Here is a 14,759-nt window from a genome sequence, read left to right on the forward strand (position 1 = left end):
AATGATGACGTTCATACTCTTTGTAGTGGCGATAGCCAGCTTATTGGTGGTGATGCGCCAGGAAGCCGGAGCCAAGACTGCGGTGGGTGTTATGGTCGGAGTGGGCTTGGTGTCGCTACTGTTTGCATCGTTCTGGCTGGCTCTTTTGCTGTTTATCGGCGCCGGCATTACGGCCGCTGCCGGCTTGCCGGGTTTTCGTCGCAGTTGGTTAACGCCCAAAGCCTTTGCCCTGTTCAAGAAAGTTGCCCCGAAAGTGTCTGAAACGGAAAAAGTAGCGCTGGAAGCGGGCACGGTAAGTTGGGACGGCGAATTGTTTACTGGCAAACCCGACTGGCACAACCTGTTGATAAACCGTAACACCGGCCTGACGGATAAAGAACAGGCGTTTTTGGATAATCAGTGCAACCAGGCGCTGGCCATGTGCAATGCCTGGGACATAGCCGTAGAGCGGGCCGACCTGCCGGAAGAGTTGTGGGACTTCCTCAAGCGCGAAAAGTTCTTCGGCATGATTATCCCTGAAGAATACGGTGGTCTGGGATTTTCTGCGAAAGCTCAGACTGCCGTGCTGCAGCGCCTGGCCGTTAACGAAATGCTGATGGTAACCGTTGGCGTGCCCAATTCCCTTGGGCCCGGCGAGCTGCTTATAAAATACGGCACCGATGAACAAAAAGAATATTATTTGCCGCGCCTGGCTGACGGCCGCGACATACCCTGTTTTGGCCTGACCGGCCCGCGCGCGGGTTCCGACGCCACCTCATTACCGGATACCGGTATTGTGTGTAAGCAGGAAGTTAACGGCAAAGAAGTGATTGGTTTGCGGCTGAATTTCGAGAAACGCTGGATTACCCTGGCGCCGATCGCCACGGTGGTGGGCCTGGCCTTCCGCATGTTTGACCCCGATGGCTTGCTCAGCGATGTTGAAGACCGCGGCATTACCTGCGCATTGATTCCCCGTGATACCGATGGTATGGAAATCGGCCGTCGCCATTGCCCAATAGGAAGCCCGTTCCTGAACGGCCCGATTATTGGCAAAGACATGTTCATTCCGCTGGACTACCTGATCGGTGGTGAAAAAATGGCCGGCGAGGGCTGGCGCATGCTGGTGGAATGTTTGTCGGTGGGCCGCTGCATTACGCTGCCGTCTGGCGCTGCCGGTGGGGCTGCTTTCGCGGTGGCCACGGCCGGTGGTTTTACCCGGATAAGGCGTCAGTTCAATACGCCCATAGCAGAAATGGAAGGTGTGCAGCAGCCGCTGGCGCGGATTGCTGCCAAAACGTACATTGCCCAAGCGGCGGTTAACCATACCGCCAACATGATTGACCAAGGCCAGAAACCGGCGGTGCCGTCGGCGATTCTGAAGTACCATTTGACCGAGTATCAGCGCGACATTCTCAGCGATGCGATGGACGTTCACGGCGGTAAAACGGTTACCCTTGGCCCACGCAATTACATGGGTATTTCATTCAGTGGTTCGGCGGTGTCTATTACCGTTGAGGGCGCTAACATAATGACCCGCAGCCTGATGATCTTTGGCCAAGGCGCCATTCGCTGCCACCCGTACGTGTTAAAAGAGCTGGCGGCGAAAGACAACGACGACATCGATGCCTTTGACGAAGCTTTTTTCGGTCACGTCGGGCTGGTATTTGGCAACGCTGCCCGTGCCTTTACCCAGGCCTTGGGTATTGGCCGCGCAGACGTGCCGTTTGATCACGGTGCGCGTAAATACGCCCAGTCTGTGGCCCGCTTCAGCGCCGCTTTTGGGCTGTGTTCCGACGCGGCCATGACCACCCTGGGCAGTGAGCTGAAAATGCGCGAACTGACCTCTGCGCGTTTGGGTGACATGCTGTCGAATCTGTATTTGGCCTCTATGGTGCTCAAGCATTGGCACGAAACCCAGCCGGTGGACGGCGAGCAAGCACTCATGGCCTACAGCCTGGACATGCTGCTGGCGCGTACGGAAACGGCGTTGGTGGAATTCCTTGATAACTTGCCCAATCGTTTAGTAGCCGGTGCGCTGCGGGTAGTAACCTTACCCATCGGCCGGCGCTGGACAGGCCCAAGTGATGCCCTGACCCACACCGTGGCAAAGGCCATTTCAACGGATTCGCCGCTGCGGAAAAAGCTGTTGTCCAGCCTTTGGGTGGGTGAAGGTGAAAACGGCGTCGACGCCGTTGTTTCCAACCCCGTGGCCAGTTATAACAACTTGCTAAAAGACAACGCCAAAGCTGAGACGCTCTATCGCAAGGCCAGCAAAGCCTACAGCAAGGGCGAACTGCCGATAACCGCTTTACACCCGGAACAGCGTTTTGAAGCGGCTTTGGAAGCGGGCGTGTTCAGTAACGAAGACGCAATCTTCATGCGCGATTATGAAGCAAAGGTGCTGGAAATGCTGACAGTGGACGACTTTGCCTTTGACGAATTCGCCCGCAATAAAAGCTCGGTGATTGACCACAATTCGTTTGAGGCGAAGTCCTCTTGATGGCGCACTGAGTATGTGGTTGTCGGTTCTGGCCATTAGCGGTGGTGCGGTGCTCGGCGCGAATGTGCGCTGGGCACTGGCGTTGTGGCTGAACGCCAATCATCACCATGTGCCGCTGGGCACTTTGGTGGCGAATATGGCCGGTGGCTGGCTGGCGGGTTTATTGCTGGCCTGGTTCAGCCACAGCTCCAGCCTGTCACCGGAATGGCGCTTGTTTGCAATAACCGGCTTGTGTGGCGCGTTGACGACTTTTTCCACTTTCTCGCTGGAAATGCTCACGGCCTTGCAACAGGGAAAGTGGGGCATGGCGCTGGTGGGTATTCTGGCCCACGTTTGCGGTGCTTTGCTGATGACAGCTGTTGGCTTTTACACAGTTGTATTGATCAAAAGTTGATCTGCACCATTACCTATACAAAATTTTCAAAATCCACTTGGCAAGCCCTGAATTCCCGAGTAGAGTGATTCTTGAAGGAAATATTCAGTGAAGCATTTCATTAATAAGACGTATTCCAGCGGTTAGCATTAAACCCAGTGATGAGCAGTTACCGTCCTTTTTTTGATTCCGCAGATTCTGGTTTTCCGTAAACACCGGCTCAAGCCATGTTGGTTGAGCGGGGTGAATAATTGATTGATTGCAGGATATTTAAGCATGTCTACTACTACCGGTACTGTTAAGTTCTTCAACGAAGCAAAGGGATTTGGTTTCATCACTCGTGAAGGCGGCCCCGACGTATTCGTTCACTACAGCGCTATTCAGGGTGGCGGTTTCAAGACTCTGGCAGAAGGCCAACAAGTCGAGTTCACCGTTACCCAGGGCCAGAAGGGCCCTCAAGCGGAAAACGTTGTACCTCTGTAATCCCGCTTGGATGCAGAAGTAACCCGCTATAAAAAAAGGCAGCTAAGGCTGCCTTTTTTTGTGGGTTTTTTTTACAATGGCCGCTTAGCGGGTGATAACCGCAGGGTCACCACGGCCTTCTACCGCCGCCAGTTCCGCGCTGGATAACCACTCGCCGGGTGGCAATGCCATTACGCTGGCGCAAGCCGCCAGAGCGTGGGCCCATGAACAACCATTGGTAAACAGCATGCCGGCTTCGTTCAGCGTGCCGCCATGGTTGCGGTAACCCAACACCCGTGATGTTGCCGGTGCCGGAAACAGCGTGTGCAGATGGCCACGGAACACCTCCGGGCGCATGTGCGTTAGTGCGACCCGGCGGCTCAGCCGGCCCGGGAATAGCTGTTCACGTTCCAGTTCATTCACGCATACAGCGGCTTCCAGGGCGTCGCGGGGCTGACGCAAACGCCCTGGCTCCTGAACGTACACCAGGCGGAAAGCCGCACCGCTGTCGCGCAATCGTTCACAGGCACGGATGGCTTCTGAAAGCTGGTAGGCGCCATTCGCAATCAGCATAACCGGCTCGCGCCCGCCGGTGTCTTCATCAATAACAATCGCTCCCTGACGCGCCAGAAGCGCCGCTTCGGCGGTGTTGAACACACATGGCCGCTTGCGCTTTGGCACAACCATGCAGGTAATGCGACCGCGGTTGCAATAAATGTCGGGCATTAGCGCCAGGGTGCTGTTGTAGTCAGCGGGGAACACCACGCGGGAGACATCGCTCATCTCCCCTAGTAAGCTTTCACAAAACGTTGTGTCTTGATGGGATTGCTCGTTCTTGCCGTTTTCCCAAGTGTGGGACGTTGCTACCACGGGCAGGCCAAGCCAGCGCGCAGGGCGCCCTACTGCGGCCTGTTGGCGGGAGAATATTAATTCCTGGCGGATGGCTCCGAGCATTTTTACGCAAAAGGCTTCATAGCTGGCAACCAGGTTGAGCCCAGCCTTGTTAGCCAGGCAAGCAGACACCACCGCTTCTTCATTTAATACGGTAATAACCCCGCCCAGAACCGACTCATTGTCGTTTTCCGGTTCGTTCACCCGGTGCTTTAACAGGTGCAATACGCCTTCCAGGCGATTGCTCGCAAGCTCGTCCGGGTTGCCCACGCGGGGCCTTAATGTCGGATTGGCCCCAACAAGCGCGCAGAAGAAATCGTTGATGGCGGTCATCGGCGATGCGGCTTGCTGCACCGGCGCCAACGTTGGAATAACCGGGTCCGGAGGATTGCGCAGAGCCAGAGGGTGGTCTCGCTCTAGCGGTCTTTTTTGATCCTGATGGCGGTTCAGCATGCGCAGTGCAGCGGTCAGTTCGTCTGGCTCAACGTGCAGCGGCGCGGTGTGTTGATGAAACAGTTCGCGTATGCGTGCGTCAACCCGTGGGTTGCCCGGCAGCGGCAAATTATGCGCAGCATTTTCGCCCGCGCCGTAAAAACCGAAGCCTTTGATGGTTTCGGCAATGCCGTAAGGAATCCGTGCGGGATAGTTCTGCTGACCACTCAATACGGCTTCGGCCTGTTCTTCCAGCGCCCATTCCATATCCAGCATAGCGCACACAAACGCCGCAGGATCGCGACCATCAAAACGGAAGGGTGCAAAGCCGCGGGCGGACAGATGTTTTTCAAAGCGCTCCAGGCCTTCGCGGGCGCCCAGTTCGGTACGCTGTTCAATGCGCCGGCCGTTGGCAATCATGATAGGCATTATCAAACCGCAGTCTTCAGCGCGCCACCAGCGCGGAATCCAGTCGCTGCCGCGCTGTTCTTCAGCGGCGCCGTCAGACAAAAACGCCACCAGAGATTCGCCGGGTAGGGGCATGTGCGCGTATTGCAGCTCGGCAAAGCCCAAATAGCCGCCTTCGATAGTGCCGCCGGCGGTGTAAGGATTAACGTGGCTGCCCAGGGGCGCGGTGTTGCTGCCATCCGGATTCTGGCGGTAACTGTAAAAATCCCGGGCAAGCTGTGTCAGGCCATCTACTCCGCCGTAGGCCTGCTGTTGTTCCGGGTGCAGGTTGCCGGTCAGAACATTCAGGGCGTCAATAGCGGCGACGCAGTGGCCTTGGCCCATCAACCAGCTGCGGGTTTTTCCGGTCAGGCTGTTGGTGGCCAGGTAGGCGGCGTAGGCAGGAACCATATTCAGCGCGCCACCGGTATGGCCTTCGGGTTTGGGTTTGAAGTCATCCGCCGCCAGGGCCTTGCCCTGGGGGCATACCCGGTTGGTGTAGGTCATGTGCAACACTTGCCACATGCCTGCACTGGCAAGCCGGTCTAGAGCAGCCAGGTGATGGAATACGGTTTCCAGATTTGGCTGCAGCTTGCGATTGACCAGTTGCCGGGCCAAGCGCAGCACGCTTGCACACAGCAGGTCACCGTGGCTGATAACGCCATAACCGGCGCGCCAGTGGTTGTATGCGTCTTGCGCATTGCCAGTCAGGGGGTGACTCAGAGTGTCAGTCAGAGAATCGTTGTTTAGGTCGTGCGCAGACATACAAGCCTTCTATTTATGTCAAAGTATGGCAGAAGTATATGCGCGGCAGATTCGGGGGCTATTGATGCAGGTCAGCGTGGTGGCCTGCACAGATTACACCGGAGTAACATCGGGTGTCGGCTGCCGCGTAACCGGCGGTTTGGAAATTTCTAGGTAAAACTGGCGATTTCGGCGCTGGTTAGAAAGCGATGCTCACCGGCGGCCAATGCCGGATCCAGCGTCACCCCACCAATGCGGCTGCGGTGCAGAGCAGTGACGTGATTACCAACGGCGGCCAACATGCGTTTGACCTGGTGGTAGCGGCCTTCAGAAATCGTCAGCTCTACTAGCTGTGACTGCAGCACCGTCACCTGAGCGGGCTTTGTCGGCTTAGTGTCGTTACGAAGCATCACGCCGGTTTCCAGGGCCGCAATGGCCGCTTGTGAAATGGGCACACTCAGAGCCACTTGGTAGGTTTTCGGGCACTCCACTCTTGGCGAGGTAACCCGGTGTGACCACTGACCATCGCTTGTTAGCAACAGTAAACCGGTAGTGTCGGCGTCCAGGCGGCCGGCAATATGAAGATTGCGGGTCAGCTCTGCCGGCAGAAGGTCCAGCGCTGTGGGCTGGTCGCTGTCGCGGGTCGCACTGATAAATCCTGCGGGCTTGTTGAGCATCAAGTAGCGCTCAGCAGGTAGGGCAACGAGTTCTCCTTGCAGCATAACCTCAGCGTTAGCTGGAACGGCGGTTGCCGAATTCTTCCACACGTCGCCGTTTACCTGAACGTCACCAGCGGCTATGGCACGCTTTGCTTCTTTGCGTGAAAGCTCCGAACTGGTGGCAATAAATTGATCGAGGCGCATGGACTTCAACATTCCTGGTCGGGAGCTGGCGTGGCGAGGTTGGCGAGGCAAAGAACCGGGATGGCGCCGGTTATGCGGCCCCACAGCAAGGGCAGTGCAGCGCGATTGAAGGCGGGCCTGGGTGCTTGTTCGCCATTGCTGTTCGTCAGTGCGCCATCCCGCTCATTGGCGAGAACAAACGTAAAAGGGTGCGACCCGGGAATGCCCAGGCGCACATCGGTGGCGGTGATTTCACCGTTGCGTGTCTGATAATCAAGAAAACCCTGGGTAAACCATTCCAGGCGACGGGTTTCAGGCAGTTGCGCAACAGAGTTGGCAAGCTCCGGCTGGCGCGGGAAATATTCAAGCGTTAGGGGGCTGTCGCCATCCAGAAAGCCGGTCACAATTTCAACACGCTGCTGGTCGGTGATCGCGGTGGCGCGCCAGAGCACCGTGTTGAAGGGCATAGGCTGCACCAGAAGTTCGGCGTCGGCAAAGCCTGCGCTGGCAAGGGCCGGTTGCACGCGCTCGGTTATTGCCTGCTGGGCTGCAAACGACCAGCTGAGATACCCGGTGGACAGCAGCAGGCCGGCCGCTAAGGCGCGCACAGCCGAAGGCCGCAGCAAAAAAGCGACGCAGCCGGCCAGCAGCGGTAGCGTATACAGGGGGTCGATAATGAAAATACTGCTGATGGCCAGCGGCCTGCTCAGAGGCCAGAACAGCTGTGTGCCGTAGGTGGTAAAGGTGTCCAGAAGTGGGTGCGTCAGCAACACCAGCGCAGTGAGTAACAGCCAGCGGGGAAACCCCAGTTGTGGCTTCCAGCGCCAGAGCAGAGTTGCAAGCAGCAGCGACAGAGGTGCAAGCACAAACAGCGAGTGGCTAAAACTCCGGTGCTGGGTAAAATTGGCGACTGCCGAGCCATAATCAATCAGCACGTCCAGATCGGGAAGCGTGCCTAATAGCGCGCCGGTGATCAGAACAGATCGCCCGAGCGTTTTACCGGCTACAAGGCCTGCGATGGAAGCGCCAAGAGCCACCTGAGTGATTGAGTCCATAAAAATCGCATCATTTTGGTTAGTGAGGTTATCTGCCGGCGCATCAAAGCGCCGGCGTTACCTGCAAAACGTGTAAAACCTGAGGCCCCGGATAACCGTCGGCGACCAGCCCGTTGGCAATCTGGTACTGACGGATAGCGGCGCGGGTGGCCGGGCCCATAATGCCATCTGGGCTGCCGGCGGAATATCCACGCTGTTCCAGCTGCTGCTGTAACTGCATGATGTTGTCGCGGGACAGCGCAGGCGCATCGACCGGGGGAGGGTTTTGTAACCCGCCTGCACCGGCGATACGGTCGGCCAGGTGGCCCACGGCGATGGCGTAAAATTCCGAGCGGTTCCAGCCCATAATTACTTTGAAGTTGTGATAGGCCAAAAACGCCGGGCCTTGGTGGCCGGCGGGTACGATCAATGCTGCATCGATCGCTTCCTCGGCCAGGGGCCCGCCTGACGCGTTGGTAACGCCAAGCTGGTTCCATTGTTCCAGAGATTTACGACGGCCATCGGCCAGGGCGAAGTTAAAGTTATCGGGTAGCTGTACTTCACGGCCCCAGCGGTAGTCGCCATCCCAGCCCATAGACTGCAAGAATTGCCCGGCTGACATCAGCGCGTCTGGCAGGCTGTGCCACAAATCACGGCGGCCATCGCCGTCTGCGTCGACGGCGTGCTTCAGAAAGACCGTGGGCATGAACTGCACGTGGCCCATAGCACCGGCCCAGGAACCTTCCATTTGCTCAGGGCTAATGGCGCCTTCGTCAACAATCTGCAGGGCAGCAATCAGCTGGCGGGTAAAAAAGGTTTTACGGCGCTCGTCACAGGCCAGTGTCGCCAATGAGCTGGGCACCGACATTTTGCCAAAATAGCTGCCGTAGTTGGTTTCCAAACCCCAGAAGGACAGCAAATAGGCGGCGGGCACGCCGGTTTCATTGGTCACTCGTTGCAGTAGATCGGCGTGCTCTATTAATAGCTGACGGCCCTTATCGATGCGAGTGTCGTTTACCCGGCGGTTCAAATAGTCAGCAAAGGGCGTGGTGAATTCCGGCTGGCGCCGGTCCAGCTCAATCACCCGTTCCAGATACTCCGCGCCAGCTAATACGCTGCGCGCGGTTTCAGCGCTAACGCCGGCGGCTACGGCCTGCTGTTGCAAATCTGCTTTGCACGTCTCAAAACTGTTGAGCGCAGCAGGCCGGTCCGTGGCCTTGTCGGCAAGACTGGCGCTAGCGCTCAGCGGCAGAGTGGCCAGCATGCCGGCACACAGGGCCGTGGCGGCCGGGCGAAGAAGGCGGGAAATGGAGACGGGCACGTAGAACCTCCGGAAAATGGGCGTAGGACGTATTATTGACGCCCATAGTAGCGTTTTTTGCGGCCTTAAAAACACACTTGCCACTGCTGGAGGGTGACAAATCAGTAACCTACACCCACATGATGGGACCATTTTTTACGCGACGGGTTTCTATGGTGAGGGTTTGTTTTATAGTAATGTGTACCACACGAAAAACAGCGTAATAGAAGGTTGAGCCAATGGCGATGCTGACAGCACTGGTAGTAGATGACGCCAGCTTTGTGCGGGACCTGATCAAGCGTGCAGTCAGGCAGCAGTTTCCTATTATTGAGACCATTGATGCCGCCGACGGCAAAAAAGCGCAGTCACTGATGTCGCGCACCACCTTTGACTTGATTCTCTGCGACTGGGAAATGCCGGAAATGTCAGGGCTGGAACTGCTGCAGTGGATGCGACAGCAGCCCCAGTACGCCAAAGTGCCGTTTATTATGATTACCAGCCGCGGCGATAAAAGCCACGTGATTGAAGCCATACAGCAGGGCGTGTCGGACTATCTGGGCAAACCGTTCAGCCCTGACGGTCTGGGTAAAAAAATACGCAAAGTTATGGGGCAAACGTTGGCGCAGGCCATGGCAAGCGCTGGCAATGCACCTGCGGTTCAGGCCGATGCCTTGGCACTTTCGGCCTCTCTGTTGACCCGTAAAACGGAGCCCCCGACCGCTTCTGCAATGCCTGCGGAGCCGGCCGCTGTTGAGGAAGCTGCGGATTCTCTCCAGCGTCAACCCGCCGCAAAGGCGCGCCCGGTGATGAATATGGCCACCGTGCGTTTTGCTGACCACACCTTGCAGTCGGTGGTAAAAGACATCAATCTTAACGAGGTTCGGGTGATTGCCCGCCGCGACCAGCAGTTTCCCGGTATCCTGGACCAAGCGGTGGTAGACATTGAAATTTCGGAAACCGAAGTGGCGCGGCTAAACGGATACGTGCATCAGCTTCAGGCGGTCGACAAACGCCAGGACACAGACTTTGTCAGCGCTACTATCCGCTTTGTAGATGAAGATTCGAGAAAAATGGAAGACCTGTCGCGCTTTATTGCCCGCTTTCGAGCGACAGCGCCTCGCTAGCAACGATCCGCTGCGCGGGGAATTGGCAACTAAAGGTACTGCCTTTCCCCGGGCTGCTGCTGATGAGCAGTTGTCCGTCGTGGTTCAACAGCACGTGCTTAACAATAGCCAGACCCAGCCCCGTGCCGCCGGTGTCTTTGTGGCGACTGGGATCAGCGCGATAAAAGCGTTCCGTTAGCCGCGGAATGTGGGTTGGGTCTATACCAATGCCGTTGTCTTCCACCGTCAGCAGTGGACCTTGTTCGCCGGCGCTCCAGCGAACGCGAATCTGGCCCTGTGCGGGGGTGTACTTTACCGCGTTAAAAACCAGATTAGAGACCCCGCTGCGCAACTGTGACAAGTCGCCGCGTATCTGCGTCGGGCCGTCGATTGTCAGCTCAATCCGGTGTTGCTTGCCGCCACTGAGGGCGTTTGCGTCATCGCAAACCTGTCGCAGCAGAGTGCCTGCATCGACGGTGCCCTCGTGCAGATTGCGATCGCGAGTTTCGATTTTCGACAATAGAATCAGGTCGGCGATTAAGGCTTCCATGCGCGCCGATTGGTCTGCCATGGTGGCCAGGGCGCGTTGCCAGTTGGCCGGTACTTCATCGCTATGGTCCGCCAGGGTTTCCAGGTAACCGCTGATAACGGTCAGCGGTGTGCGCATTTCGTGGGATAAGTTGCTAACGAAATCCTGCCGCACCTGTTCCAACTGATGCAGGCGGGTAACGTTTTTGATTAGCAGCAGGCGATCGTTATCGCCAAACAAGCTGATTTGGATCTGCAGGCGCAGGTGGGCGCGAGCCGGAGCGTTCAGTTCCAATGGCTGCTGGTACTGCTTCTGTTCAAAGTAATGGATGAATGCGGGTAGGCGAATCAGGTTCTGAATCAGCTGTCCCTGGTCGGTGCCGTTACGCAGATTGAGCAGGTAACCTGCGCTGCCGTTCCACCAATCTATAGCGCCGCGGGAATCGGTCATCACGACGCCATCGCGCATGGCATTGGCGGATTGCTGCACCCTTTGAAGGCGCTCTTGCAGCGCAGAGCGGTGTTTGATGTGCTGTTTCTGGAGTTTGTTCAGGCCGTCAAAAATATTACCCCACAAGCCTACGCTGTCTGGCGCTTCGCCGGCGGTATCCGGTTGCGCCAGCCAGCGTAGCAGGCGTTTTGTTTGCGCTAGGGTCCAGCCCAGGTAAAGCAGCAGACCGGCGAGCAAACCGTAAAGTGGAAAGCCTACCAGCCAACCCAGCAGCAAGGTCAATCCTAGCAGGGCAATCATCAAGCGCAGGTATTGCGACCAGTTCTGTTGCATTGCAATGGTTCCGTAACGGGTTCGGCGCTTAGCCGGGGTCTGCGGAAAATCGGTAACCGGCACCGCGAACGGTTTGTATTAGATGGTCGTGATGGGTGCCAAGCGCTTTGCGCAGCCTGCGGATGTGGACGTCTACGGTGCGTTCGTCCAGATACACGTTGGCGCCCCAAACCTGGTCCAGCAGCTGGCTGCGGCTGTATACCCGGTCCTGATGGCTCATGAAAAACTGCAGCATGCGGTATTCTGTTGGCCCCAGTTCCAGTTGTCCGAACTGACTACTAACCCGGTGGCTGAGCGGGTCCAGAGTCAGGCCGCCGACTTCCAGTGCACTATCAACGCCGGCGGGGGTACTGCGTCGCAGCACGGCTTTCAGCCGGGCCAGCAATTCCCTCGGGCTAAATGGCTTGGTGATATAGTCGTCGGCGCCGGATTCAAGACCCAGTATTTTGTTATCTTCTTCGACTTTTGCGGTCAACATAATAATGGGAATTGCCGCTGTAGTATCGTCTTTTTTCAGCCGTCGGGCCAGCTCGATACCGCTGGTGCCCGGCAACATCCAATCCAGCAAAATCAGATCCGGGCGCTTGTCGACAATCAGGGTGTGGGCAGCCTTTGCGTCGGCGGCTTGCAGGCAGACATAACCCGCCATTTCCAGGGCCACAGTGACCATTTCGCAAATGGCAGACTCGTCGTCTACAATCAGAATGGTTTTTTCGGGCATGGCGGTAACCTGCTTTAGCGTTGCGTTGAATTCGCCGTAGTACACCCGATTACTGTTACAGATATGTGACAGCGGGTCGAGAGTTTTGCTCAGGCGAGCATGCGGTCAACGGCCAGCCCGGCAAACAGCGCAAAACCTGCCCAGTTATTGTGTAAAAAGGCTTTGAAGCATCCGACTCGGTCGCGCTCACGGGCCAGAAATTGGTGGTAAATGAACAGGCAAGCCATGGTCAGCAAACTCAAATAGTAAAAAGTGCCCAGTTCGGCCTGTTGGCCGACCAGCAGGAGTATGGCGATGATGGTGGTCTGCAGAATGCCCAGGATTAGGCGATCGGCGTCACCGAACAGCACTGCGGTGGATTTTATGCCCACTTTCAGGTCGTCTTCGCGATCTACCATGGCGTAAAAGGTGTCATACACCACCGACCAGATAACATTGGCAATGAACAGTAGCCAGGTGACTTGGCTGAGCTCACCGGTTTGGGCCGCCCAGGCCATCGGAATGCTCCAGCCGAAGGCCGCCCCCAGAAATACTTGGGGCAGGTGGGTATAGCGCTTCATAAAGGGATAAACGAACGCTAACAGAGCGCCACCAAAAGCCAAATAGAGGGTCAGCGTGTTGGTAAACAGCAGCACCATTAAAAACGATACCAGGCCCAGTCCAGCAAACAGCGCGACGGCCTCCCAGGGCTGGATGCGGCCGGTGGTTAACGGCCGGTCTTTGGTGCGCTCGACGTGCCTGTCCCATTCGCGGTCAGCAAAGTCATTAATGGCACAACCCGCCGCACGCATAAAATACACGCCGAGCGTGAACACAATCAGGTTGCTCAGGCTGGGCATGCCGTCGGCGGCCAGCCACAGCGCCCAGTAGGTGGGCCATAGCAACAATAACGTGCCCACGGGGCGGTTCAGACGCAGCAGTAGGGCGTAATCCCGCAGGCGTAAACGAACGTGATCGGGCAAGGCGTTGGCTAGCATGGCAGGGTTCGCTGGTCGGTAATAACGGTGAATGTGCAGGGGGATTATAGTCAGCGCCGGGCGCGGGTCAAAAAGCCGCTGCCAACTCTGGCGGAATCAAGTTCGTTTTGCGCCGCTGTAAAGCTGCAGTAGCAGGTATTCGCACACCATCAGCGAATGCTGGCGGCCCTGCCTGCGGGTGTGAAACAGCGAGCGCCGGGCCAGCTGCGGTTGCCCGCTATGGGTGCCCTGGCATAATCCGGTTTCGAGTGGGCCTCTATGCCACTGGCGGTGGCTGAACAGGTAGGCACCCAGTGGTCGGTTGCCCAAGTTTCGAAGCTGGCGGCCTGGCCCTTGCAAGCAGGCCAGGGGGATAACGGTACGTGCCAACACCCAGGGTTGGCCATCGCCACACAAGCGCACTTCGCGAATCCACGCTTGCTGGCGCCAGGGAATGTTCAGCTTGCGGGCTTCTTCGGCGCGGGGCAGGGCAAAACCTTCGCTGGCGACTTCTACGTGAAAACTTTGCTGGCAGCGTTGCTGCAACGCTCGGGTGAACGATCCCTGAACGTTTAACCAGTAACGCGCCGGGCCATGAACCTGAGGATCGCGCAAGCCCGCGGCCGCTGGCTGGTGATACCAGCAGGCCGGCGGGATCGTTAGAGCGCAGGCCGCCGTTGGGCTGTTTTTAAAGACCTTTGACAGCATAGATACCAGGCGCATTGCGCCAGTAGCCTTTGTAGTCCATGCCAAAGCCGAACAGAAAGCGGTCTTCGACATCCATACCGGTGAAATCGGCTTTCAGGCCGGGTCGACATTTGCGATCGTGCTGTTTGTCTACCAGGACGGCGGTCAGCACTTCAGCGGCGCCGTGTGCGCGGCAATAATCGGCGATGGCGCACAGGGTTGTGCCTTCGTCCAGAATGTCGTCAACAATTAGAATGATACGGTCGTTCATATCAACTTCCGGCCGCAGCTTCCATTCCAGAATACCGCCGGTGGTTTCTTGGCGGTAACGGGTGGCATGCAGGTATTCGGCCTGAACGGGAAAGTTTAGCTGGGTGAGCAGCTGGCCAGTGGTGATCAGGCCCCCGTTCATCACGCAGAAAACCAGCGGGTTGCTGCCTTCAAGGCGTTCGGTGATAGCGCTGGCCAGAGCAGTAATAGCGGCCTGTACCTGCTGATTTGGAACCAGGCAATCGGCTTCGGCCATTACCTGCTTCATTTCGGCGACGGTATCGATCATAACGGGCGGTCCTGTCGTAAAACGGGCGATTATACCGGAGCGATGGGTGTGAAGGGAGAGCTAACCGGGCATGGAGGGGTCTGTATTTATGGCTACACGTGCAAAACAGGCATACTGACCACACCGTAGGGTTGCGGCAGGCGTTAATTACCGCGTATTTTCCGCGGTACGATTGGCCCGGGCGTCGATTTAAAGCGTAGATGAACGGCAATCGCTATTAACGGTAATAGTAACAGGAGCAGGTAATGAAGAAGTGGCAGTGTGTAGTTTGTGGGCTGATTTATGACGAAGCCGAAGGCTGGCCGGAAGACGGTATTAAGCCAGGAACGGCGTGGAATGACGTGCCAGAAGATTGGTTGTGCCCGGACTGCGGTGTGGGTAAGGAAGATTTTGAAATGATCGAAATCGACTGAGGCG

Annotated in this window: 14 protein-coding genes; 5 read left to right on the forward strand and 9 right to left on the reverse strand. The window is 57.1% G+C overall.

The annotated features are described in order from the left end of the window. Positions 1-4 precede the first annotated feature (4 nt). From MELB17_RS01400 to MELB17_RS01410, 3 genes are all read left to right on the forward strand, one after another. Positions 5-2,479, forward strand: coding sequence for an acyl-CoA dehydrogenase (locus tag MELB17_RS01400; RefSeq protein WP_007348331.1), 2,475 nt, complete (start codon positions 5-7; stop codon positions 2,477-2,479). Positions 2,480-2,492: 13 nt separating this feature from the next. Continuing rightward, a complete protein-coding gene (gene crcB / locus MELB17_RS01405; protein WP_007348332.1) occupies positions 2,493-2,873 on the forward strand; it encodes a fluoride efflux transporter CrcB in 381 nt (126 codons plus the stop codon). Positions 2,874-3,128: 255 nt separating this feature from the next. Then, positions 3,129-3,335 carry a cold-shock protein gene (locus MELB17_RS01410; protein WP_007348333.1) on the forward strand — a complete coding sequence of 69 codons (207 nt, stop codon included), beginning with the start codon at positions 3,129-3,131 and terminating at the stop codon, positions 3,333-3,335. An 84-nt stretch (positions 3,336-3,419) separates the two neighbouring features. Here MELB17_RS01410 and MELB17_RS01415 read toward each other — a convergent pair whose 3' ends face one another. The 4 genes from MELB17_RS01415 to MELB17_RS01430 form a co-directional block, all read right to left on the reverse strand. Beyond that, on the reverse strand, positions 3,420-5,849 hold the full coding sequence (locus MELB17_RS01415; RefSeq protein WP_007348334.1) for a D-xylulose 5-phosphate/D-fructose 6-phosphate phosphoketolase: 2,430 nt from the start codon (positions 5,847-5,849) through the stop codon (positions 3,420-3,422). A gap of 149 nt (positions 5,850-5,998) precedes the next feature. Then, positions 5,999-6,691, reverse strand: a complete 693-nt coding sequence (locus MELB17_RS01420; protein WP_007348335.1) for a pseudouridine synthase — start codon at positions 6,689-6,691, stop codon at positions 5,999-6,001. Between the two features lie 5 nt (positions 6,692-6,696). Beyond that, on the reverse strand, positions 6,697-7,725 hold the full coding sequence (locus MELB17_RS01425) for a metal-dependent hydrolase (RefSeq protein ID WP_007348336.1): 1,029 nt from the start codon (positions 7,723-7,725) through the stop codon (positions 6,697-6,699). Between the two features lie 43 nt (positions 7,726-7,768). Beyond that, complete coding sequence (locus MELB17_RS01430; RefSeq protein WP_007348337.1) at positions 7,769-9,025, reverse strand: lytic murein transglycosylase; 1,257 nt, start codon at positions 9,023-9,025, stop codon at positions 7,769-7,771. Positions 9,026-9,243: 218 nt separating this feature from the next. Here MELB17_RS01430 and MELB17_RS01435 point away from each other — a divergent pair, with 218 nt between their 5' ends. Continuing rightward, positions 9,244-10,128, forward strand: coding sequence for a response regulator (locus MELB17_RS01435; protein WP_007348338.1), 885 nt, complete (start codon positions 9,244-9,246; stop codon positions 10,126-10,128). Here MELB17_RS01435 and phoR read toward each other — a convergent pair. The 5 genes from phoR to MELB17_RS01460 all read right to left on the reverse strand — a co-directional run bounded on the left by phoR (position 10,094) and on the right by MELB17_RS01460 (position 14,342). Beyond that, complete coding sequence (gene phoR, locus MELB17_RS01440) at positions 10,094-11,419, reverse strand: phosphate regulon sensor histidine kinase PhoR (protein ID WP_007348339.1); 1,326 nt, start codon at positions 11,417-11,419, stop codon at positions 10,094-10,096. The genes MELB17_RS01435 and phoR overlap by 35 nt on opposite strands. A 28-nt stretch (positions 11,420-11,447) precedes the next feature. Further along, entirely contained in the window at positions 11,448-12,140 is a 693-nt protein-coding gene (phoB, locus tag MELB17_RS01445; protein WP_007348340.1) for a phosphate regulon transcriptional regulator PhoB, read from the reverse strand. 89 nt (positions 12,141-12,229) lie between these two features. Next, entirely contained in the window at positions 12,230-13,117 is an 888-nt protein-coding gene (gene ubiA / locus MELB17_RS01450) for a 4-hydroxybenzoate octaprenyltransferase (RefSeq protein WP_007348341.1), read from the reverse strand. 96 nt (positions 13,118-13,213) lie between these two features. Next, positions 13,214-13,819, reverse strand: a complete 606-nt coding sequence (locus tag MELB17_RS01455; protein ID WP_007348342.1) for a chorismate--pyruvate lyase family protein — start codon at positions 13,817-13,819, stop codon at positions 13,214-13,216. Further along, positions 13,785-14,342, reverse strand: coding sequence for a hypoxanthine-guanine phosphoribosyltransferase (locus MELB17_RS01460; RefSeq protein ID WP_007348343.1), 558 nt, complete (start codon positions 14,340-14,342; stop codon positions 13,785-13,787). The genes MELB17_RS01455 and MELB17_RS01460 overlap by 35 nt, the downstream gene beginning before the upstream one ends. A 245-nt stretch (positions 14,343-14,587) precedes the next feature. Between MELB17_RS01460 and MELB17_RS01465 the strand changes: the two genes are divergently transcribed. Continuing rightward, a complete protein-coding gene (locus MELB17_RS01465; RefSeq protein ID WP_007348344.1) occupies positions 14,588-14,755 on the forward strand; it encodes a rubredoxin in 168 nt (55 codons plus the stop codon). The last annotated feature ends 4 nt before the right edge of the window (positions 14,756-14,759 follow it).

Origin of the sequence: Marinobacter sp. ELB17, from assembly GCF_000169375.1 — a bacterium.
Classification (GTDB): domain Bacteria; phylum Pseudomonadota; class Gammaproteobacteria; order Pseudomonadales; family Oleiphilaceae; genus Marinobacter.

What these genes read in the sequence shown, in the direction of transcription:
- phoB (WP_007348340.1), bottom strand. Translation starts at nt 12,140, where the DNA reads ATGCCCGAAAAAACCATTCTGATTGTAGACGACGAGTCTGCCATTTGC.
- ubiA (WP_007348341.1), bottom strand. Translation starts at nt 13,117, where the DNA reads ATGCTAGCCAACGCCTTGCCCGATCACGTTCGTTTACGCCTGCGGGAT.
- MELB17_RS01455 (WP_007348342.1), bottom strand. Translation starts at nt 13,819, where the DNA reads ATGCGCCTGGTATCTATGCTGTCAAAGGTCTTTAAAAACAGCCCAACG.
- MELB17_RS01410 (WP_007348333.1), top strand. Translation starts at nt 3,129, where the DNA reads ATGTCTACTACTACCGGTACTGTTAAGTTCTTCAACGAAGCAAAGGGA.
- MELB17_RS01435 (WP_007348338.1), top strand. Translation starts at nt 9,244, where the DNA reads ATGGCGATGCTGACAGCACTGGTAGTAGATGACGCCAGCTTTGTGCGG.
- phoR (WP_007348339.1), bottom strand. Translation starts at nt 11,419, where the DNA reads ATGCAACAGAACTGGTCGCAATACCTGCGCTTGATGATTGCCCTGCTA.
- MELB17_RS01465 (WP_007348344.1), top strand. Translation starts at nt 14,588, where the DNA reads ATGAAGAAGTGGCAGTGTGTAGTTTGTGGGCTGATTTATGACGAAGCC.
- MELB17_RS01415 (WP_007348334.1), bottom strand. Translation starts at nt 5,849, where the DNA reads ATGTCTGCGCACGACCTAAACAACGATTCTCTGACTGACACTCTGAGT.
- MELB17_RS01420 (WP_007348335.1), bottom strand. Translation starts at nt 6,691, where the DNA reads ATGCGCCTCGATCAATTTATTGCCACCAGTTCGGAGCTTTCACGCAAA.
- MELB17_RS01400 (WP_007348331.1), top strand. Translation starts at nt 5, where the DNA reads ATGACGTTCATACTCTTTGTAGTGGCGATAGCCAGCTTATTGGTGGTG.
- crcB (WP_007348332.1), top strand. Translation starts at nt 2,493, where the DNA reads ATGTGGTTGTCGGTTCTGGCCATTAGCGGTGGTGCGGTGCTCGGCGCG.
- MELB17_RS01425 (WP_007348336.1), bottom strand. Translation starts at nt 7,725, where the DNA reads ATGGACTCAATCACTCAGGTGGCTCTTGGCGCTTCCATCGCAGGCCTT.
- MELB17_RS01460 (WP_007348343.1), bottom strand. Translation starts at nt 14,342, where the DNA reads ATGATCGATACCGTCGCCGAAATGAAGCAGGTAATGGCCGAAGCCGAT.